We start from the raw sequence: 19,294 nt of genomic DNA on the forward strand, positions 1-19,294 counted from the left end.
GTCAGGTCAGGCGCGCACGGTGCGTGCCCGCTGCGCCTAGGAACCTGACAGTGTAGACCATCGCGCGCGGCCGGCCGCGCAGCCCGCTACGGCTAGCGAATCAGCGCGCGGCGCGCTCACTGCGCGTGAAGACATCGAGCACGCCAGCGCGCTCGCTGCCCACGCGCGTGCGCCAGGCCGCCACCGCGCCCGCGCCGGCATCGCGTAGCGCCTGCTGCACCGCCGGGGCGGGATTGTCCTGGATGGTCACGCCGTTGGCCCGCATGCGCGTGGTATTTTCTTCCAGCCGTGTGCCCAGGCGCGCCCACTGCTTTTGCTCGGTCGCCTGCGCGGCTGCGTCTACCGAGGCGCGCAAAGCGGGCGGCAAGGCCGCGTACGCGGCCGCATTGACCGTGGTGAACGACAACGGCATCGCATAGCCGATGGCCGTGAAGTTGGGCAGGTAGTCCCACAGCTTGCGGCCCGCGCCGCCGTCGCCGGAAGACAGCACCGCGTTGACCGAGCCGTCCTTCAGGCGCGGCATCGCGTCGGCAAACGACAGGTTGGTCGGCTGCGCGCCGGCAGCACGCATGACTTCGGTGGACGTCTCGTCATAGGTGCGCACCGAAAGTGCGCGCAGGTCCGTCAGCGTGGCAACCGCGTTGCGCGACCACAAGCCGGTGGGCGGCCAGGGCGTAACGTAGAGCAAGTGTTGCCCCTGTGCCTCGAAGGCGCGCGCGTAGTCGGCGCGGGCCAGTTCGGCCAGGCGCCTGGCCGAATCCACCGAGGTGGCGACGAACGGCAGCGACGACAGCAGGAACAGCGGATCGACCGCACCCAGCGCGCCGCCGAAGGCATCGCCGCCCTCCAGCCGCCCTTCTTTCACCGCCGCCGGCATTTGCGCGGACTTGACGCCCGCGCTGGCGTCAAAGCTGGGCTTGACGTCGATCGCGCCTGCGGTGCGCGCCTTGACCTCGTCGGCGAAGGTAGCCAGCCCTTCACCAGGCATGGCGCTGGCCGGGTATTCGGTGGCCATCCGCCAGGTGGCCGCAGCAGCCGGCTGCGCCCAGGCCAGGTTTGCGCCACAGGCCAGCAAGGCTAGCAGCAGGCCGCGGCGCAGGCATTGGCGGCGCAGCAGTTGGGATGTGCCCTTCGGGGAAGCAAACATGATGAGAGTCCTGGAATCTTGAGGTAATGAAGCCGTGAAGCCGTGAAGCCGTGAAGCTATGAAGCTGTAAGGCGGTGGCGTCGAACAAGTAAGCAAGTAAGCAAGTAAGCCGCCAGGGCCCTGGCGGGGCCTTCAGCCGCGCCGGAACGCCACCACGTCGTCCACCTCCACGCGAATGCCGATGTGCTCGCCGAGCGCATGGTCGTGATGCGAAGGCACCAGCGACAACACCTGGCCGCCGCCGGCCAAGCGTAGCGTGTACAGGATCTCGGCACCGCGAAAGGCCTTGTGCAGGATCTTCGCGCGCAGCGGGCTGTCATCGTCGTGCACGATATCGTCGGGGCGGATCAGCACATCGACCTCTGCCGTTGCGGGTGGTACGCCCAACGGCTCGCTGCTATGCAGCGTGCCGAGTTCCAGCACGACCGAGTGCGGGCTGGCAAGCTGCCCCGGCATCAGCACGCCCTGCCCGATGAAGTCCGCGACCACGCGTGTGGCCGGCCGGTGATAGAGGTTGTGCGCGCTGTCCCACTGCTCGATGGCGCCGGCGTGCATCACGCCGATCTCATCTGCCATGGCAAAGGCTTCGTACTGGTCGTGGGTGACCAGAATGGCGGTGGCGCCCTGAGCTTTAAGGATGTCACGCACCTCCAGGCTCAGGCGCTCGCGCAGGTCGATGTCGAGATTGGAGAACGGCTCGTCGAGCAGCAGCAGCTCCGGCTTCGGCGCCAGTGCGCGCGCCAGCGCCACGCGCTGCTGCTGGCCGCCCGAGAGCTCGTGCGGGAACTTGCCGCCGGAACCGGCCAGGCCCACCAGCGTGAGCATTTCCTCGACCCGCGCCGCGCGTTCGCCGCGGCGCACGGCATGCAGCCCGAAGGCGACGTTGTCCGCCACGCTCAGGTGCGGGAACAAGGCGTAATCCTGGAACACCATGCCGATGCGCCGGTGCTCGGGCGCCACGGCAAACCCCGGCGACGACATCACCTGCCCTTGCAGCAGGATGCGGCCTTCGCGCAGCGGCTCGAATCCGGCGATGGCGCGCAGCACCGTGGTCTTGCCGCAGCCGCTGGGGCCGAGCAGGCAGGCGATGCTGCCGCGCGCGAGGGTGAAGGACAGGTCGTTGACAACGCGCTGGCTGCCGAAGCCATGGTGGATGCGATCGACCTCGATCACAACATCGGATCGTGCTGGCATGGATGAATTGGAATGCGGGTGGCCTAGCATGCCGAGCATTATATGGACGCAGGCCCTGTATGTCTGTCACATGCGTATGCGTCGCCCGGCGTATCCGCATTGCTAGAATGCAGGGCTTGCCCCAAGGCCTGCCGACCGCGCCCCGCCGCCGGGCCTCACCCTGTCCCGCACCAATACCGACACCCACGCCGCTGCCGCATGAGCCTGCTTCGCCCTAGCCGTACCCGCCGCCTGCACCCGTTAGCCTTGGTTGCCGCCCTGGCCGCGCTGCTGATCGCGCTGCCGATCGCGCAGGTGGCTGGCAGCCTGCTCGAGCCCAGCGGCGACACCTGGCGGCATCTGGCCGACACAGTCCTGGCCGAGTACGTTGGCAATACGCTGTGGCTGCTGGCCGGCGTCTGCGCCGGCGTGCTGCTGGTGGGCGTGCCCGCCGCGTGGCTTGTCAGCACCTACCGGTTCGCCGGGCGGGCCTGGCTGGAATGGGCGCTGGTGCTGCCGCTGGCGATGCCGGCCTATGTCATCGCCTACGCCTATACCGATGCCCTGCAGTTCGCCGGCCCGGTGCAAAGCTGGCTGCGCGAGCTGACCGGCTGGCGCGCGCGGGAGTACTGGTTCCCGGATATCCGCTCGCTGGGCGGCGCCATCGTGTTGTTCACGCTGGTGCTCTATCCCTACGTCTACCTGACCGCGCGCGCGGCCTTCCTGCAGCAAACCCTGAACACGCTGGAAGCGGCAAGGCTGCTTGGCTATGGCACCTGGGGCAGCGTCTGGCGCGTGATGCTACCGCTGGCGCGCCCCGGCATCGTGGCTGGCACGGCGCTGGCGCTGATGGAGACGCTGGCCGATTTCGGCACGGTGGCCTACTTCGGCATCCCGACGTTTTCCACGGGCATCTACCGCGCGTGGTTCTCGCTGGGCGACAAGAACGCGGCCGCGCAGTTGTCGGCCTGCATGCTGGTATTCGTGATCGGCATCCTGCTGGTCGAGCGCGCCAGCCGGGGCCGTGCCCGCGTGCATGGTGGCCAGCGCCGCGCGCCGGCTTACCGGCTGCATGGCTGGCGCGCCGCGCTGGCGCTGCTGGTATGCGTGGTGCCGGTGCTGCTGGGCTTTGCCATCCCGGCGCTGATGCTGTGCAAGATGGCGCTGGCTGAAGGCGACGCGCAGTTCGGCCCGCGCTTTATCGGCCTGGTGCGCAACAGCTTCCTGCTGGCCAGCGTGACCGCGCTGATCGCGGTGCTGGCCGCGCTGGTGATCGGCTATGCCGGGCGCAGCATGGCCGCGGGCCGGGGCTGGCTGCTGCGCGCGCTGACGCGGGTGTGCGGCATGGGCTATGCCCTGCCCGGCTCGGTGGTGGCGGTCGGCGTGCTGGTGCCGGTGGCGCGGCTGGACAATGCCATGTCGGCATGGCTGCTGCAGCATCTGGGATGGTCGACCGGACTCCTGCTGACCGGCGGCATTGCCGCACTGGTCTATGCCTACCTGGTGCGCTTTCTGGGCGTGGCGCTGCAAACCGTCAACGCCGGCCTGGTCAAGATCACGCCGGGCATGGACGCGGCGGCGCGCAGCCTGGGCCACGGCCCCGGCGCCACGTTGCGGCGCGTGCACCTGCCAATGTTGCGCGGCAGCCTGCTGACCGCAGCGTTGATCGTCTTCGTCGACGTCATGAAAGAGCTGCCCGCCACCTTTGTGATGCGGCCGTTCAACTTCGACACACTGGCCGTGCAGGCCTACAACCTGGCCTCGGACGAGCGCCTGGCCGAAGCCGCCACGGCATCGCTGGTGATCGTGGCGGTGGGCCTGCTGCCGGTGATCCTGCTGTCACGTTCGATACGGCGGGATGCGCGGGAATAGCACACTCGGGTCGCCCGCGGAAACAGGCCGCGAGGTTTCCTAAAGTTCTTCAACTAAAGTTCTTCAACGTATTGCCGATATCTCACTAATCCGAAGCTGTTCCCCGGCTCGCCGCCCCGTTCTCGCGCGTGCCAGGCGGCCTGCCCCCGCCGCTGGCGTGCTTCGCGCCGATCATGACTGTGCCGGTGGCAATCCTTGCCCGGCACTTGTTCGCAGCGTCTTCAGAGAGTGTTATGCAGCTTCGTTACCGCATGCTCGTGTTCAAGCTGAACCGGCTGACCCTGCAAGACCGGATCAGCGCCGTCGAGGAAATCGCCCTGGCGGGCCAACTGGCTGAGCAGCTGGAAAAGCCTGGCATGGTCGAGCGCCTGGTGGCGGACCTGTTCGATCACGAGAATTTCCATGTGAGGCGCATTGCGCTCAACGCGGTAAGGCGCGCGCACGGCTACCGGCAGGCCGATATCTCGCTTGCCCTGCTGCGCAAGCTCGGCGACCCGGAGCCATGGCTGCGCCATGACGCAGCATGGGTGCTCCATGAGGCCGGGCTGGACAGCCCGCACATCCGCGCGGCGCTGCGCCAGCTTGCCGGGCCGGTCATGTTGCCTTACGACTTGAACCGCGCCAAGGCCAATCCTTCGGACGCGCTGCTACACGCCCAGGTACGCGCGCGGCAAGCGCTGGACGTACTGCTGGCGCGCCAGACCGCGGGCAAGGTGGTGGCCAAGCTGCCATACGCGGCTGGCACGCTGGGCCACTCGCACAAAAAGCGGCGCGAGCAGTTGAAGGTGACCTTCGAGAAGCACAGGGAGCGCGGCGCAAAGCTGAAGTTCCGGCGCCTTGAACCTGGCGAAGGCAGCGAGAGCAACGCCGCCAAGGGGCCAGGGCCCAAAGCCAGGCCCGTGCCCAAGCCATAGAAATAGGAAATGGCGGCTCGCGCCGCCATCCCCGTCCCGCCAGCCAGGCCGCGCTGGCGCCTTCTTGCTTTCTTACTTGTAGCCAGCCTTGTCCGCCAGCTTCTGCGCTTGCGGCTGGTGCTTGCCTAGTTCGGCCACGTTGATCTTGTCCGCCTTGAAGCTGCCCAGCGCTTCCAGCGCCGGATTGCTGATCTTCACGCTCTCCACCACCGGCCACTCATTGTTGCCATCGGCAAAATAGCGCTGCGCGTCATCGCTGGCCAGGTACTCCAGGAACGCGCGCGCGGACGCCTTGTTGGGCGCATGCTTGAGCATGCCGCCGCCGGAGATGTTCATGTGCACGCCCTGGCTGGCCTGGTTGGGCCACAGCACGCCGAGCTTCTCCGCCACGGCCTTGTCCTCGGGCTTGGTCGACTTGAGGATGCGCGCGATGTAGTAGGTGTTGGCCACCGCGATATCGCACTCGCCTGCCGCCACGGCCTTGAGCTGGTCGGTATCGCCGCCCTTGGGCGCGCGCGCCAGGTTGGCCACCACGCCGCGCGTCCATTGCTCGGTCTTGGCCTCGCCGTCATGGGCGATCAGGCTGGACATCAGCGACAGGTTGTACACGTGGCCGCTGGAGCGGATGCACAGCTTGCCCTTCCATTTGGGATCGGCGAGATCTTCGTAGGTCTTGATGTCGCCGGGCTTGACCGCGGCCTTGTTGTAGGCAATTACGCGAGCCCGCGCCGAGAAGCCGAACCAGTCGCCGTTCGGGTCGCGGTAGTTGGCGGGAATGCGCGACTCCAGCACGCTCGACTTGAGCGGCGCGAACACGCCCGCCTGCTGGGCCCGCCACAGCCGGCCGATGTCGACGGTGATAAATACATCTGCCGGGCTATTGGCGCCCTCGCTCCTGATGCGCTCCAGCAGCGGGTCTTCCTGGCCCTCGATGCGGTTGATCTTGATGCCGGTCTGCTTGGTGAAGTTGGCGTAGAGCGCTTCGTCGGTCTGGTAGTGGCGTGCGGTGTAGAGGTTCAGCACCTTTTCCTGGGCGGACGCGGCGAGCGGCAGTGCCAGAACAGCGAGCGCGGCGAGCGCTGAGGTGCGCGGCAGCAAGCGGCGGAATACGGTCATGACTCTCCTCTTCGATGATTGTTGTATGCCGTCCAGACGATGCGACGCATGCATCCTGGACAAGACAATCTGGAAACAATAATCATTCCCGTTTCAGCAGTCAAGTTACAACGCTGTCATTTTTCTCGTGGTAAGCCTGGAGAGGTAAAGTGCGGATTGAGACGCTGAAACGCCGACCGGGATAACAGATACCGCCGGGTCTTCGATTGCGCCCGGCGTTATCCGTGCATCACATTCAGGTACTGGCGCGTTCCACCAATGCCTTCATGGCATCGGCAGGCAGCGGCCCATGGCAGGTCCGCTCGCCGCCGGTCTTGCTGACCACCAGCCACACCTTGGCCGGGGCGCCGGCCGGATGCAGCAGCCAGGCTGGCCCATGTCCACTGCCGGTGGGCGGCAGCCCTTCCAGCACGCCGCTGTTGACCGACTGCAGCAGCACAGCGCAATCGTTGGCACTGGCCTGCGTGGCGGAGAGAAAATCCGGATTGGCAAGCACTTCCGGCAGCGCCGTATCGGAGGCGCGCAGGAAGGCATCCACGTCGAACTGCTTGCTAGCGCCGGGGCTGGCGCAGGCGGCCAGCAACGCAGCGGCGGCAATGCCGGCAATGGCACCGCAACGGCGCCAGGCCGGCCGGGTCAGGAATGCGGGAATCATGGCGCGCCTCATTGCTTGAGCACGTCGGCGCCCTTGGGCACCGCAAACCGGAAGGTGTCGGCCGGCAGCACGGGATTCTTCTGCATCGCGCTGAAGGTCAGGAGCGTCGTGTTGCCGAAGGCATCGCGCAACTCCATCGCTTCCAGGTTGCCGCTCTTGAAGCCGATGCCGATGCGCTCGAACTGCGTGTCCTTGGCTCTCGGCGTGAGCTCAAGCCACTCCACGCCGTCGCGCGTGGGGCCGTTCTTCACGACAAAGTTCTTTTCCAAGTCATTGCTGCCGAACAGGATCGCGGCGGGGCTGGACCCCAGGGCGCCATCGAGCTTGCGCTCGGTGACCTGGTTGAGGTCCTTGTCGTAGATGTAGAGCGTCTGGCCGTCGGCCTGCAGCAACTGGTCGTACGGCTTGACGTAGCGCCAGGTGAACTTGCCAGGGCGCGAAAAAGCGAAGGTGCCGCTGGAGGTGCCGGCCACCTTGAGGCTATCGCCCTGCCCCTTGACCTGGCGCTGGGTAAATTCGCCCTTGGCGCTCTTCACGCCCGCCACGAAGGCCTGGAGCTGGTCGGTGCCGGCCGCCATGGCCGCCGTCGCTGTCAGCGACAGCATGGCCGCCGCGGCGCATGCCGACGCGAGAATGCGGATTCGCATGGTGTTGTCCTTGCTGGGTTGGAGGGTGCGCACCGCCGGGGCGGCTGCACTGCCTGTCCGGTTAGAGCGGCGCGCGGGCGCCAGATTCCGCAACGATGTGCTTCGCACGTAACTGCATGTTACGCGCGGCAGCTTATTCTTCCTCGCGGGCGGTGCCTGCCGGGGCCAGGATGTCGCGATTGCCGTTGCCCGACATGGCGGAAACCAGACCAGCCTTTTCCATGTCCTCCAGCAGCCGCGCGGCACGGTTATAGCCGATGCGCAGGTGGCGCTGCACCAGGGAGATCGAGGCGCGGCGGTTCTTCAGCACCACGTCGACAGCCTGGTCGTAGAGCGGATCGGCCTCGCCGCCGCCGCCAATGCCAGCGCCACCGCCCATGCCATCGCTGCCCAGGTCGCCCTCGGCCACGCCGCCTTCGAGGATGCCCTCGATGTAGTTGGTCTCGCCGCCTTCCTTGAGCTTTTCGACCACGCGGTGCACTTCATCGTCGGAGACAAAGGCGCCGTGGACGCGGATCGGCACGCCGGTGCCCGGCGCCAGGTAGAGCATATCGCCCATGCCGAGCAACGCCTCCGCGCCCTGCTGGTCGAGGATGGTGCGCGAATCGATCTTGCTGCTGACCTGGAAGGCGATGCGGGTCGGCACGTTGGCCTTGATCAGGCCAGTGATCACGTCGACCGACGGACGCTGCGTGGCCAGCACCAGGTGGATGCCGGCGGCGCGGGCCTTCTGCGCGATGCGCGCGATCAGCTCTTCCACCTTCTTGCCCACCACCATCATCAGGTCGGCCAGCTCGTCGATCACAATCACGATCATCGGCAGCTTCTCGAGCGGCTCGGGCGCGTCCGGGGTCAGGCTGAACGGGTTGGGAAGCTTCTCCTCGCGCGAGGCGGCTTCATCGATCTTCTTGTTGTAGCCGGCCAGGTTGCGCACGCCCAGCTTGCTCATCAGCTTGTAGCGCCGCTCCATCTCGCCGACCGCCCAGTTCAGGGCGTTGCCGGCCTGGCGCATGTCGGTCACCACCGGGCACAGCAGATGCGGGATGCCTTCGTAGACACTCATCTCCAGCATCTTGGGGTCGATCAGGATCAGCCGCACCTGCTCGGCCTTGGCCTTGTAGAGCAGCGACAGGATCATGGCGTTGATGCCAACCGACTTGCCGGAGCCGGTGGTACCCGCCACCATGCAGTGCGGCATCTTGGCCAGATCCGCCACCATGGGCTTGCCGGCGATGTCCTTGCCCAGCGCCATCGTGAGGTTGGACGCGCTCTCGTTGTAGACCTGCGAGCCGAGGATCTCGGACAGCCGCACCGTCTGGCGCTTGGGGTTGGGCAGTTCCAGCCCCATGTAGATCTTGCCGGGGATGGTTTCCACCACGCGAATGGAAACCAGCGACAGCGAACGCGCCAGGTCACGCGCCAGGTTGACCACCTGGCTGCCCTTGACGCCGGTGGCCGGCTCGATTTCGTAGCGGGTGATGACCGGGCCCGGGTAGGCCGCCACCACCTTGACCTCGACACCGAAATCCTTGAGCTTCTTCTCGATCAGGCGCGAGGTGAATTCCAGCGTTTCGGCGCTGACGGTTTCCTGGTGCGTGGGGATGGGGTCCAGCAGCGCCAGCGGCGGCAGGTCGGAGTCCTGGATATCGGCGAACAGCGGCTGCTGCTTCTCGCGCTCCACGCGTTCGTGCTTGGGCACCGCCTGGGGCCGCACGATCTGCACCGGCGTGGCCTCCTCGATCTTGACCCGCTGCACTTCCACGGTTTCGGTGCGCACGACCTTGGCCGCCTCGCCGATGATGCGATCCTGCTTGCTTTCGCGGCGCGCCTTGAAGCCGAGGAAGAGCGTCTCGACGAAGCCGCCCACGTGCTCGGCCACCGACAGCCACGAGAAATGGAAGAACAGCGACAGGCCGATGGCCAGCGTCAGCAAGAGCAGCAGCGTGGCGCCGGTGAAGCCCAGCGCCATCTGCATCCAGCCACCGAGCAGGTCGCCCAGCACGCCACCCGGGGCGCGTGGCAGCGCGGCGCGCAGCGGATACATGCGGATGGCCTCCAGGCCCATGCTGGCGGTCAGCGACAGGCCAAAGCCGATCCAGCTCACCACCAGGCCCTGCCGTGCCTCGCCGTTGCGCTCGGGCAGCTCGGCGGTCAGCGCACGCCAGCCGCGCCAGCAGCGGCGCACCAGCAACACCGCCCACCAGTAGGCGGAGAAGCCGAAGATAAAGAACAGCACATCGGCCATCCAGGCGCCCACGCGGCCGCCGAGGTTGTGGATGTCGGCCACCTGGTTGGCGTGCGACCAGCCCGGATCCGCCTTGCTGTAGCTGGCCAGGATGCAGACGAAGGCCAGTGTGACCGCCAGCAACAGGAACCAGCGCACTTCGCCCAGCAGCTTGCCGATGCGCGAGGGCAGCGCGGAAGGATCAGTACGTGTTGTGGTAGTAGCTCGGGCCATGCCTGGATCTGGGTTGCCAACTGAAGAGGGTGTGCCGGCCATTTTAACCTTGGCCAGGGCTATCGTTCCCATTGGAATTTGCAACAGTGAGCAAACGCCGGTCCACTTATAATGCTGGTTTCGATTCATGCTAGTGCGCATCAAGGCGCACCAGCCATAGGAAAGCATCATGGCCAAACACGCAAAAGTGCTGATTCTCGGTTCCGGCCCCGCCGGCTATACCGCCGCCGTCTATGCGGCCCGCGCCAACCTGCAGCCGGTGCTGATCACCGGCCTGGCCCAGGGTGGCCAGCTGATGACCACCACCGACGTGGAAAACTGGCCCGCCGACGCCAACGGCGTGCAAGGCCCGGAACTGATGCAGCGCTTCCTGGAGCATGCCGAACGCTTCAACACCGAAATCATCTTCGATCACATCCATACCGCCAAGCTGACCGAACGCCCGATCCGCCTGGTGGGCGATGCCGGTGAATACACCTGCGATTCGCTGATCATCGCCACCGGCGCCTCGGCCCAGTACCTTGGCCTGCCGTCGGAAGAGCTGTTCATGGGCCGCGGCGTGTCGGCCTGCGCCACCTGCGACGGTTTCTTCTACAAGAACCAGGAAGTGGCCGTGGTCGGCGGCGGCAACACCGCGGTGGAAGAAGCCCTCTACCTGTCCCAGATCGCCAGCAAGGTGACCGTGCTGCATCGCCGCGACAAGTTCCGCGCCGAGCCGATCCTGGTCGACCGCCTGCTGCAGCGCGAGAAGGAAGGCCGCGTGGAAATCCGCTGGAACTCCGTGCTGGAAGAAGTGACCGGCGACGACTCCGGCGTGACGGGCCTGAAGGTGCGCAACGTGAACACCGGCACGGTCGAAGACCTCAAGCTGGCGGGCGTGTTCGTGGCCATCGGGCACAAGCCGAACACCGAACTGTTCGAAGGCCAGCTCGAGATGCACAACGGCTATATCGTCACCAAGAGCGGCCTGGCCGGCGATGCCACGGCCACCAGCATCCCGGGCGTGTTCGCAGCCGGCGATGTGCAGGACCACATCTATCGCCAGGCGATCACCAGCGCCGGCACGGGCTGCATGGCAGCCCTGGATGCACAGCGCTACGTGGAAGCCCTGCAGTAAAGAGATAAAGACTGAAGGCTCAGGCCGGGCTTGCCCGGCCTTTGTCTTTTTCAAGCCGGTGATGCCGCCGCCCGCACCAGCCGCGCCCCGCCCTGCCACCCTATAATCACGCCGAGCACCCCGGAGACTCGCCATGACGCACGGCGCCAGAAAGCCCACCAAACCTGCCACCCCCGCCGCCAACCCGCCCAAGCGTTTCGGCCTGACCGACCTGTCCGGCTTGCGCGACTCCCTCAAGGCCGACACGGAGCGGCGCGAAGCCGAGCGCCGCGCGGCGGACGAAGCCGCGCAGCGCGCCCGCGAAGAAGCCGACGTATTCCGCAGCAGCGTTGGCAACGTCAACACCCTGCGCGACCGCAACCGCGTCACTCCCGCGCCTCGCCATCCGGCGCCCGTGCCGGTGCAAACCCAGCTGGACGACAAAGCCGTGCTGGCCGCGTCGCTTTCCGACGAGTTCGACGTCGAGAACCTGCTCGATACCGACGAAACCCTGTCGTTCCGCCGCCCCGGCATCGGCATGGACGTGGTCAAGAAGCTGCGCCGCGGCGAATGGGTGCCCCAGGACAAGATCGACCTGCACGGCCTGCGCAGCGAAGAAGCGCGCGAGGCATTGGCCGAGTTCGTGCGGCGCTCGGTCAAGCGTGGCGTGCGTTGCGTGCGCGTGATCCACGGCAAGGGCAACGGCTCGCCGGACAAGACGCCCGTGCTCAAGGGCAAGGTGCGCAGCTGGCTGGTACAGAAGGAAGAAGTGCTGGCCTTCGTGCAGGCACGCGGCGCCGAGGGCGGTGCCGGCGCGCTGATGGTGCTGCTGCGCCAGCCGCACGCCTGAGACGGCGCGCACGATGCATCTGCCGCTCGATCTCCTGATGGGGCGGTTGCCCCTGATCCTGCATGTCATGGAAGTGGTGGGCGTGCTCGCCTTTGCCGTGTCCGGCGTGGTCGATGCGCGCAAGCAGCGCTTCGATGCCGTGGGCACCTTCGTGGTAGCGTTCGCCACCGCCTTCGGCGGCGGCACGGTGCGCGACGTATTGCTGGACCGCCGCCCCTTCTACTGGGTCGACCACGAAGGCTATGTGATCTTGATCTTCGTGATGTCGCTCGGCGCGTCGTTCGTGCTACGGGTGGTCAGCCGGGTGGCATCCGAGCGCACCATGATCACGGCCGATGCGATCGGCCTGGGGCTGTTTTCGGTCACCGGTACATCGCTCGCGCTGGTGGCGCAGATGACCCCGACCGTGGCGGTCATGATGGGCATCATCTCTTCGGTGTTCGGTGGCGTGGTACGCGACGTGTTGTGCAACGAGGTGCCGATGATCCTGCGTGACCGCTCGCCCTATGCCACCTGTGCCTTCGTCGGCTGCTGTGTCTATGTTGGCCTGACCTGGCTGCAGGCCGAGCAGGAACTGGCCCTGCTGGCGGGCGCCATCACCATCACGGCGGCGCGCCTGCTGTGCGTGCGTTTCGGCTGGAAGTTGCCGAGCTAGGCGACAACAACAGCGGCAATCCAGGCGCCCCCTCCCGTGGGATCGCCAGGATTGCCCGCCGGCGCTTGAACGCTAAAAAAGCCTGAGCGCCCGAATGCTTAAACGGCGGCTTCGTCCTGCTCGCCGGTGCGGATGCGGATCACGCGCTCGATCTCGGTCACGAAGATCTTGCCGTCGCCGATCTTGCCGGTGTGCGCTGCCTTGACGATGGCGTCCAGCACGGTGTCGAGCTGGTTCTCGGCAACCACGACCTCGATCTTGATCTTGGGCAGGAAGTCGACCACGTACTCAGCGCCGCGATACAGCTCGGTATGCCCCTTCTGGCGGCCAAAGCCCTTCACCTCGGTCACCGTCAGGCCGGTCACGCCGACGTCAGCCAGCGCCTCGCGCACTTCGTCCAGCTTGAACGGTTTGATGATGGCGGTAATCTGCTTCATATTGGCCCCTTATATAGTCGTTGGTTAGTGAGAGATTTTAGCCTGCCTGCCGGTAGCGGGATGTGGCCTGCCGCACCGCGCCATTTCCGGTAGACTCAATCGTCGCCGCGCCCGCATCTGCGCGGGTGCGGCGTGATCAGCCATAGCAGCCATGCCGGAACAAGGGCGCCGCCCGAGGGCAGCGCCGATGATGAGCAAATCTAGCGCAATGCAGTCTGAATCTTTCAAGCCCGGCTCCGACCAGCCTGACGCGGCCACCCCGGGGGCGGCTGCGGCACAAGGCCGGCAGGAACACGAGCGGGTGGAGAATTATCGCACGCAGATCGTTTTCGATCTGTCCGAGCTGCCCGAGGCCGAGTGGGACGCCCTGGTGGCGGCCCAGCCCGGGGCCACGCCGTTCCTGCGCCACGCCTTCCTGCACGCCATGCATGCCAGTGGCAGCGCCTGCGACGAGACCGGCTGGAGTCCGCGCTACCTGACGCTATGGGCGCGGCGCGCCGAGGGTGGCGAGCGCCTGGCGGCGGCCATGCCGCTGTACGCGAAGTCGCACTCTTACGGGGAATACGTGTTCGACTGGGCCTGGGCCGACGCCTACGCGCAGCATCGCCTGCCCTACTACCCCAAGCTGCTGTCCGCGGTTCCCTTCACGCCCGTGCAGGGTGCGCGGCTGCTGGCCGAGGACGAAGACGCGCGCCGCTGCCTGCTGCAATGTGCGCTGGCGGTGGCGGAACAAAGCCAGTTGTCCTCCCTGCACGTGCTGTTTCCCGACGAGCACGAGGCCGCGCTGATGGAAGACGCCGGCATGCTGATGCGCCACGGCGTGCAGTTCCACTGGACCAACCCTGGCTATGAGAGCTTCGAAGCGTTCCTGGCCACGCTCTCGCAAAAGAAACGCAAGAACATCCGCGCCGAACGGCGCCGCGTGGCCGACGCCGGCATCACCTTCCGCCAGTTGCGCGGGCCCGAGATCGACGAGGCGCAATGGCGCTTTTTCAACCGCTGCTACCGGCAAACGTACCGCGAGCATCATTCCACGCCCTACCTGAACCTGGATTTCTTCCAGCGCATCGGCGCCGCCATGCCAGAGAACCTGCTGCTGGTGGTCGCCGAGCGTGCCGGCCAGCCGATTGCCGCGTCCCTGGTGGTCTATGACGACGACCCGGCGCGCAGCACCTTGTTCGGGCGCTACTGGGGCGCGCTCGAGCACCACCCCTGCCTGCATTTCGAGACGGCGTACTACCAGCCGCTGGAGTTTTGCATAGCCCAGGGCATCCGCACCTTCGAAGGTGGCGCCCAGGGCGAGCACAAGATGGCGCGAGGCTTCCTGCCCGTGGCGACCCGCTCTGCCCACTGGCTGGCGCACCCGTCCTTTGCCGATGCCGTGGAGCGTTTCCTGGTGCGCGAGCGCCAGGGCATCGACGCCTACCTGGACGAGCTGAACGACCGCACGCCGTTTGCGCGCAGCTAGGGCCGGCTTGCCCGGCGCGCGTTTAGCGCCACATGCGCCGCAGCGTGTTATCGCCCAGCATGTAGTGGTGGAACAGCGCCGCGATGGCGTGCAGCCCGATCACCGTGTAGAAGGCGGTGCCCAGCGTGCCGTGGACGTCCTCGAGGGTCTCTTTCAGGTCCTTGCTCTGCGCCACCAGCGAGGACAGCTCGATGCCAAGGCCTGGCACCGTCAGCAGGTGGCCGCCGGCGTTGAGGGCCAACAGGCCCAGCACGGGCTGCACGAAAATGAACAGATAGAGCACAAGGTGCATGGCACTGCCGAGCAGCTGCATCCAGCGCGGACCGGGCTCGGGCGCCGGCGCGCCGCGCACCAGGCGCCACAGCAGGCGCGGCACCGCCAGGATGAGCACCAGCGCGCCAGCCCAAGTGTGCACCGACATCGACAATGCCCGGGATGCGCTGCCCTTGGGCAGAAAGCCTTTGAGCTCGATCGCGGCGTACGCGGTGGCAATCAGCAGGAACACTGCCCAGTGGAAGAACACCGCCGGGCCGGAATACCGTGCCATGGTGGACGGCGTCGAAAAGGTAGCGGACATGGGGAATTGGCAGTTTGCCTGCCGAGTTGTTCTGTGATTGAAGCTTAACCCACCGGCTTTATGGCGTCTTTGGTTTCCATCAAGCCTGGCGCAACAAAAAACCCCGCCGCAGCGGGGTTTTTTCAGCATCGGTTCAGCCACGCGCCGGATTCCGGCAAGACTGACCGTGGATGCGGGAGCTTACTTGGTGTAGTTCGCCACGCCGTCGGTGATTTCCTTGTGGGCTTCTTCAATGCCGGCCCAGCCTTCCACCTTGACCCACTTGCCTGCCTCGAGTGCCTTGTAGTTCTCAAAGAAGTGCTTGATCTGGTCCAGCAGGTTCTGCGGCACGTCCGACAGGCCCTTCATGAAGGCGGTGGCGGGCGACAGCTTGTCCAGCGGCACGGCGACCAGCTTGGCATCCACGCCGGACTCATCGGTCATCTTGAGCATGCCCAGCGCGCGGCAGCGCACCACTGCGCCGGCCAGGATCGGGAACGGCGAGAGCACCAGCACGTCGACGGGGTCGCCGTCGCCCGACAGGGTCTGGGGAATGAAGCCGTAGTTGGCCGGGTAGCGCATGCCCGTGCCGATGAAACGGTCGACGAAGAGCAGGCCGGTTTCCTTGTCGGCTTCGTACTTCACCGGATCGCTCTGGGCGGAGATTTCGATGATGACGTTGAAATCGTTCGGGATGTCCTTGCCGGGGGAAACGAGGTTGAAGCTCATGCTTGCTCTCCAGATGCCTGTGTTTGAGGATGGCGGGCATTATAGCGTTTCGAAGCTGACCCAGGCCTGACGCGCGCGTGCCTTGCGCGTCTCGCGCCGTGAGTGATAATGGCGGATTGTCCGCAAGCCGCATCGACAGGCGCACTGCCAGCCACAACCTGGCAGTCGCATCCAGCCGGAGCCATCCAATGCACGCCCAGCACTTCGTTGCCAACCGCCTGATCGCGCCGGACTCCGGCTTGCGCATCAAGGTATTCGACCCATCCAGCGGCGAGCCTTTCGCCGAAATCGCCCGCGGCAACGCGGTCGACATCAACGTGGCCGTGCACGCCGCGCGCCAGGCCGCCGACGGCGCCTGGGGCGCGATGGCGCCCGCCGAGCGCTCCCGCCTGCTCAACCGCGTGGCGCTGACGCTGATCGAGCACGAGGCCGAGCTCGCCGCGCTGGAAGCGCGCGATACCGGCAAGCCCCTGCGCCAGGCCACCGCCGACGCGCGCGCCGTGGCGCGCTACTTCGAGTTCTACGCCGGCGCGGTCGACAAGCTGCACGGCCAGACCATCCCCTACCAGCCCGGCTTTACCGTGCTGACCGTGCGCGAGCCGCATGGCGTGACCGGCCACATCATCCCGTGGAACTACCCGCTGCAGATCTTCGGGCGCAGCGTGGGCGCGGCGCTGGCCACGGGCAATGCCTGCGTGGTCAAGCCCGCCGAAGACGCCTGCCTGTCGCTGCTGCGCGTGGCGGAGCTGGCGGCCGAGGCCGGCCTGCCCGAGGGCGCGCTGAACATCGTCACCGGCTACGGCCATGAAGCCGGCGCCGCGCTGGCGCGCCACACCGGCGTCAACCACATCTCCTTCACCGGCTCGCCGCAGACCGGCAAGCTGATCGCGCAGATGGCGGCCGAAAACCACGTGCCGGTCACGCTGGAGCTCGGCGGCAAGTCGCCCCAGATCGTCTTTGCCGATGCCGACATCGACGCGCTGGTGCCGGTCATCGTCAACGGCATCGTGCAAAACGCGGGCCAGACCTGCTCGGCCGGCAGCCGCGTGCTGGTGGAACGCCCGCTTTACAACGCCGTGCTCGACCGCCTGGCCACGGTGTTCGAGTCCTTGCGCGTAGGGCCGTCGGAGCTGGACCTGGAATGCGGCCCGCTGATCAACCGCAAGCAGCAGCAGCGCGTCTGGGATTTCGTCTCCGATGCGCAGCACGCTGGCATTACCGCCATGGCGCAAGGCCAGATCGTGGCGCAAGCGCCGGAGTCCGGCTATTACCAGGTGCCGATGCTGTTCCGCGACGTGCCGCCCACGCACCGGCTGGCGCAGGAGGAAGTGTTTGGCCCACTGCTGGCCGCCACGCCGTTCGACACCGAGGCAGAAGCCATCGCGCTCGCCAACGGCACGCCCTATGGCCTGGTCGCCGGCATCTGGACCCGCGATGGCGCGCGCCAGCTGCGCCTGGCGCACAAGCTGCGCGCGGGCCAGGTCTTTATCAACAACTACGGTGCCGGCGGCGGGGTAGAGCTACCTTTTGGCGGCAGCGGGCAGTCAGGCTACGGCCGCGAGAAGGGCTTCGAAGCCCTGTACGGATTCACCACACTGAAAACCATCGCCATTCAACATGGGTAATATCAACTTCCTGTCCGTCGCCTTCGCCATTTTCTTCTTCTGGATGGCGTGGCACGTCAGAAACAAACGCGCCACCAACCCCTCGGCCATGCCGCGCCTGCAGGTCTTCAAGCGCAAATGGGGCGACACCGTGGGGGACCGCGTGCACTGGTGCCTCTACGTGGCGCTGCCCTTCCTGCTCGCGCTGATGATGGTCGCCAACGCGCTGCGCGGCCGCGGCCCGTTCTCGCACTAAGGCATTGGCGCAGACATAGCAGATGTTTTTTCCGGCGCCGCATGCGGCAAGCGGCGCCGACCCAGCGGTATCGTGCAACCAGAAAAATAGATCCATGTAGATCTACAGATCCAAGAGGAGACAGCATGACAACAACCGCAGTACACTCCGGCGCCGCCGACCCCGCGTTCGAGGACGCCACCTACCGCAAGGTGACCTTGCGCCTGGTGCCGTTCCTTTTGCTTTGCTACGTGGTGGCATACCTGGACCGCGTCAACGTCGGCTTCGCCAAGCTGCAGATGCTCGGCGACCTGAAGTTCAGCGAGACCATCTATGGCCTCGGCGCGGGCATCTTCTTCATCGGCTACTTCCTGTTCGAAGTGCCCAGCAACGTGATCCTGCACAAGGTCGGCGCGCGCATCTGGATCGCGCGGATCATGATCACCTGGGGCGTGATCTCGGCGGCGATGATGTTCGTCACCACGCCGACCATGTTCTACGTGCTGCGCTTCCTGCTGGGGATCGCCGAGGCCGGCTTCTTCCCCGGCATCATCCTCTACCTGACCTACTGGTACCCGTCGCACCGGCGCGGGCGCACCACCACCTTCTTCATGACCGCAATCGCGCTCTCCGGCGTGATCGGTGGGCCGCTGTCAGGCTGGATGATGCAATCGTTCGACGGCCGCAACGGCTGGTCCGGCTGGCAATGGATGTTCCTGCTCGAAGGCATCCCGTCGGTGCTGGTAGGGCTGGTGGTGCTGGCCTACCTGGACGACCGCATCGTCCACGCCAAGTGGCTGAGCCACGAAGAGAAGGCCCTGCTCCAGCGCAATATCGCCGCCGAGGACATGCACAAGGAAGATGCGCCGATCGGCAAGGTGCTGTCCAGCCCGCGCGTGTGGCTGATGAGCGCGATCTACTTTAGCTTCGTGATGGGCCTGTACGGCGTGAGCTTCTGGCTGCCCACCATCATCAAGCAGACCGGCGTGAAGAGCCCGCTGGACATCGGCCTGCTCACCGCCATCCCCTACGGCTGCGCGGTGGTCGGCATGGTGCTGGTGGCCTACAGCGCCGACCGCACCCGCGAACGCCGCTGGCATATCGCCGTTCCCGCGCTGCTGGGCGCAGTCGGCCTGGTGCTGTCAGTGCAATGGCACAACAACACCGTGCTGGCGCTGCTCGGCCTCACGCTGGCCACCATCGGCATCCTGACCACCCTACCGCTCTTCTGGAGCCTGCCGACGGCCTTCCTGGCTGGCACGGGCGCGGCCGCGGGGATCGCGCTGATCAATTCGCTGGGGAATCTTGCTGGGTTCATCAGCCCCTACGCCGTAGGCTGGCTGAAGGACCTGACGCAGAGCACGGACTCCGGGATGTACCTGCTGGCGGCGTGTCTGGTGGTGGGTGCGGCGTTGACACTGTCGGTGCCGGCGCGGATGGTGAACAAGTAGGAGATCAAGGGCCGGCGCCACAAGGTATGCCCGCCCTCTCCCCTGGCCCCTCTCCCACAAGTGGGAGAGGGGAGCAAACCAGCGGAAGAGTCAGAGCATCGATTCAGTGTAGCCGTGTGACCCGCCCCCAGGCGGGGAACACCCCAGCGCGATGCGAAGCGAGCCGTCAAGGTGTGCCAAGGCCGTATGGGGCGCCTCGGGATTCGGCGAAAAGAGCGGAAAAGAGGGACC

General features: G+C 66.3%; 18 protein-coding genes. 9 read left to right on the plus strand and 9 right to left on the minus strand.

Annotation, left to right across the window (positions count from 1 at the left end):
• Positions 1-100: 100 nt before the first annotated feature.
• Both AC07XB_RS27420 and AC07XB_RS27425 read right to left on the minus strand, forming a co-directional pair.
• Complete coding sequence (locus AC07XB_RS27420) at positions 101-1,147, minus strand: TRAP transporter substrate-binding protein (protein ID WP_492830449.1); 1,047 nt, start codon at positions 1,145-1,147, stop codon at positions 101-103.
• Positions 1,148-1,279: 132 nt separating this feature from the next.
• Positions 1,280-2,341, minus strand: coding sequence for an ABC transporter ATP-binding protein (locus tag AC07XB_RS27425; RefSeq protein WP_492809968.1), 1,062 nt, complete (start codon positions 2,339-2,341; stop codon positions 1,280-1,282).
• Positions 2,342-2,539: 198 nt separating this feature from the next.
• On the opposite strand from AC07XB_RS27425, the gene AC07XB_RS27430 reads away from it, so the two are divergent.
• Together AC07XB_RS27430 and AC07XB_RS27435 are read left to right on the plus strand one after the other, a co-directional pair.
• Positions 2,540-4,192 (plus strand): ABC transporter permease, encoded by a 1,653-nt coding sequence (locus AC07XB_RS27430; RefSeq protein WP_492830446.1) that lies wholly within the window; start codon positions 2,540-2,542, stop codon positions 4,190-4,192.
• A gap of 233 nt (positions 4,193-4,425) precedes the next feature.
• Positions 4,426-5,106, plus strand: a complete 681-nt coding sequence (locus tag AC07XB_RS27435; RefSeq protein ID WP_492376500.1) for a hypothetical protein — start codon at positions 4,426-4,428, stop codon at positions 5,104-5,106.
• Between the two features lie 72 nt (positions 5,107-5,178).
• Here AC07XB_RS27435 and AC07XB_RS27440 read toward each other — a convergent pair whose 3' ends face one another.
• The 4 genes from AC07XB_RS27440 to AC07XB_RS27455 form a co-directional block, all read right to left on the minus strand.
• Positions 5,179-6,222 carry a Fe(3+) ABC transporter substrate-binding protein gene (locus AC07XB_RS27440; RefSeq protein ID WP_492376501.1) on the minus strand — a complete coding sequence of 348 codons (1,044 nt, stop codon included), beginning with the start codon at positions 6,220-6,222 and terminating at the stop codon, positions 5,179-5,181.
• Between the two features lie 235 nt (positions 6,223-6,457).
• Positions 6,458-6,877: a hypothetical protein gene (locus AC07XB_RS27445; protein ID WP_492376502.1), complete on the minus strand. Its 420-nt coding sequence runs from the start codon at positions 6,875-6,877 to the stop codon at positions 6,458-6,460.
• Between the two features lie 8 nt (positions 6,878-6,885).
• A complete protein-coding gene (gene lolA / locus AC07XB_RS27450; RefSeq protein ID WP_043351351.1) occupies positions 6,886-7,524 on the minus strand; it encodes an outer membrane lipoprotein chaperone LolA in 639 nt (212 codons plus the stop codon).
• 133 nt (positions 7,525-7,657) lie between these two features.
• Positions 7,658-9,982: a DNA translocase FtsK gene (locus tag AC07XB_RS27455; RefSeq protein WP_492809977.1), complete on the minus strand. Its 2,325-nt coding sequence runs from the start codon at positions 9,980-9,982 to the stop codon at positions 7,658-7,660.
• A 169-nt stretch (positions 9,983-10,151) separates the two neighbouring features.
• On the opposite strand from AC07XB_RS27455, the gene trxB reads away from it, so the two are divergent.
• The 3 genes from trxB (at position 10,152) to AC07XB_RS27470 (ending at position 12,583) form a co-directional block, all read left to right on the plus strand.
• Entirely contained in the window at positions 10,152-11,099 is a 948-nt protein-coding gene (gene trxB / locus AC07XB_RS27460; RefSeq protein ID WP_043344442.1) for a thioredoxin-disulfide reductase, read from the plus strand.
• A 133-nt stretch (positions 11,100-11,232) separates the two neighbouring features.
• A complete protein-coding gene (locus tag AC07XB_RS27465; protein WP_492387114.1) occupies positions 11,233-11,928 on the plus strand; it encodes a Smr/MutS family protein in 696 nt (231 codons plus the stop codon).
• Between the two features lie 13 nt (positions 11,929-11,941).
• The gene (locus tag AC07XB_RS27470) at positions 11,942-12,583 is read left to right on the plus strand and encodes a trimeric intracellular cation channel family protein (RefSeq protein WP_150992623.1); all 642 of its coding nucleotides are present in this window, start codon (positions 11,942-11,944) and stop codon (positions 12,581-12,583) included.
• Between the two features lie 98 nt (positions 12,584-12,681).
• Here AC07XB_RS27470 and glnK read toward each other — a convergent pair whose 3' ends face one another.
• A complete protein-coding gene (gene glnK / locus AC07XB_RS27475; protein ID WP_006162803.1) occupies positions 12,682-13,020 on the minus strand; it encodes a P-II family nitrogen regulator in 339 nt (112 codons plus the stop codon).
• 208 nt (positions 13,021-13,228) lie between these two features.
• Here glnK and AC07XB_RS27480 point away from each other — a divergent pair, with 208 nt between their 5' ends.
• The gene (locus tag AC07XB_RS27480; protein WP_492376739.1) at positions 13,229-14,488 is read left to right on the plus strand and encodes a GNAT family N-acetyltransferase; all 1,260 of its coding nucleotides are present in this window, start codon (positions 13,229-13,231) and stop codon (positions 14,486-14,488) included.
• Between the two features lie 22 nt (positions 14,489-14,510).
• Here AC07XB_RS27480 and AC07XB_RS27485 read toward each other — a convergent pair whose 3' ends face one another.
• Positions 14,511-15,065, minus strand: a complete 555-nt coding sequence (locus AC07XB_RS27485) for a cytochrome b (RefSeq protein WP_492830442.1) — start codon at positions 15,063-15,065, stop codon at positions 14,511-14,513.
• A gap of 180 nt (positions 15,066-15,245) precedes the next feature.
• On the minus strand, positions 15,246-15,773 hold the full coding sequence (ppa, locus tag AC07XB_RS27490) for an inorganic diphosphatase (RefSeq protein WP_043344428.1): 528 nt from the start codon (positions 15,771-15,773) through the stop codon (positions 15,246-15,248).
• A 188-nt stretch (positions 15,774-15,961) separates the two neighbouring features.
• Here ppa and AC07XB_RS27495 point away from each other — a divergent pair, with 188 nt between their 5' ends.
• From AC07XB_RS27495 to AC07XB_RS27505, 3 genes are all read left to right on the plus strand, one after another.
• Entirely contained in the window at positions 15,962-17,398 is a 1,437-nt protein-coding gene (locus AC07XB_RS27495) for an aldehyde dehydrogenase family protein (RefSeq protein WP_492830441.1), read from the plus strand.
• The gene (locus AC07XB_RS27500) at positions 17,391-17,633 is read left to right on the plus strand and encodes a hypothetical protein (protein ID WP_006162792.1); all 243 of its coding nucleotides are present in this window, start codon (positions 17,391-17,393) and stop codon (positions 17,631-17,633) included. The genes AC07XB_RS27495 and AC07XB_RS27500 overlap by 8 nt, the downstream gene beginning before the upstream one ends.
• A gap of 125 nt (positions 17,634-17,758) precedes the next feature.
• The gene (locus AC07XB_RS27505; protein ID WP_492376736.1) at positions 17,759-19,063 is read left to right on the plus strand and encodes an MFS transporter; all 1,305 of its coding nucleotides are present in this window, start codon (positions 17,759-17,761) and stop codon (positions 19,061-19,063) included.
• Positions 19,064-19,294: the final 231 nt, after the last annotated feature.

This window comes from Cupriavidus sp. GW821-FHT02F09, from assembly GCF_059421605.1.

Excerpts from the sequence above, each read along its gene's own strand:
- AC07XB_RS27420 (WP_492830449.1), bottom strand. The coding sequence starts at position 1,147 with ATGTTTGCTTCCCCGAAGGGCACATCCCAACTGCTGCGCCGCCAATGC.
- AC07XB_RS27425 (WP_492809968.1), bottom strand. The coding sequence starts at position 2,341 with ATGCCAGCACGATCCGATGTTGTGATCGAGGTCGATCGCATCCACCAT.
- AC07XB_RS27430 (WP_492830446.1), top strand. The coding sequence starts at position 2,540 with ATGAGCCTGCTTCGCCCTAGCCGTACCCGCCGCCTGCACCCGTTAGCC.
- AC07XB_RS27435 (WP_492376500.1), top strand. The coding sequence starts at position 4,426 with ATGCAGCTTCGTTACCGCATGCTCGTGTTCAAGCTGAACCGGCTGACC.
- AC07XB_RS27440 (WP_492376501.1), bottom strand. The coding sequence starts at position 6,222 with ATGACCGTATTCCGCCGCTTGCTGCCGCGCACCTCAGCGCTCGCCGCG.
- AC07XB_RS27445 (WP_492376502.1), bottom strand. The coding sequence starts at position 6,877 with ATGATTCCCGCATTCCTGACCCGGCCGGCCTGGCGCCGTTGCGGTGCC.
- lolA (WP_043351351.1), bottom strand. The coding sequence starts at position 7,524 with ATGCGAATCCGCATTCTCGCGTCGGCATGCGCCGCGGCGGCCATGCTG.
- AC07XB_RS27455 (WP_492809977.1), bottom strand. The coding sequence starts at position 9,982 with ATGGCCCGAGCTACTACCACAACACGTACTGATCCTTCCGCGCTGCCC.
- trxB (WP_043344442.1), top strand. The coding sequence starts at position 10,152 with ATGGCCAAACACGCAAAAGTGCTGATTCTCGGTTCCGGCCCCGCCGGC.
- AC07XB_RS27465 (WP_492387114.1), top strand. The coding sequence starts at position 11,233 with ATGACGCACGGCGCCAGAAAGCCCACCAAACCTGCCACCCCCGCCGCC.
- AC07XB_RS27470 (WP_150992623.1), top strand. The coding sequence starts at position 11,942 with ATGCATCTGCCGCTCGATCTCCTGATGGGGCGGTTGCCCCTGATCCTG.
- glnK (WP_006162803.1), bottom strand. The coding sequence starts at position 13,020 with ATGAAGCAGATTACCGCCATCATCAAACCGTTCAAGCTGGACGAAGTG.
- AC07XB_RS27480 (WP_492376739.1), top strand. The coding sequence starts at position 13,229 with ATGCAGTCTGAATCTTTCAAGCCCGGCTCCGACCAGCCTGACGCGGCC.
- AC07XB_RS27485 (WP_492830442.1), bottom strand. The coding sequence starts at position 15,065 with ATGTCCGCTACCTTTTCGACGCCGTCCACCATGGCACGGTATTCCGGC.
- ppa (WP_043344428.1), bottom strand. The coding sequence starts at position 15,773 with ATGAGCTTCAACCTCGTTTCCCCCGGCAAGGACATCCCGAACGATTTC.
- AC07XB_RS27495 (WP_492830441.1), top strand. The coding sequence starts at position 15,962 with ATGCACGCCCAGCACTTCGTTGCCAACCGCCTGATCGCGCCGGACTCC.
- AC07XB_RS27500 (WP_006162792.1), top strand. The coding sequence starts at position 17,391 with ATGGGTAATATCAACTTCCTGTCCGTCGCCTTCGCCATTTTCTTCTTC.
- AC07XB_RS27505 (WP_492376736.1), top strand. The coding sequence starts at position 17,759 with ATGACAACAACCGCAGTACACTCCGGCGCCGCCGACCCCGCGTTCGAG.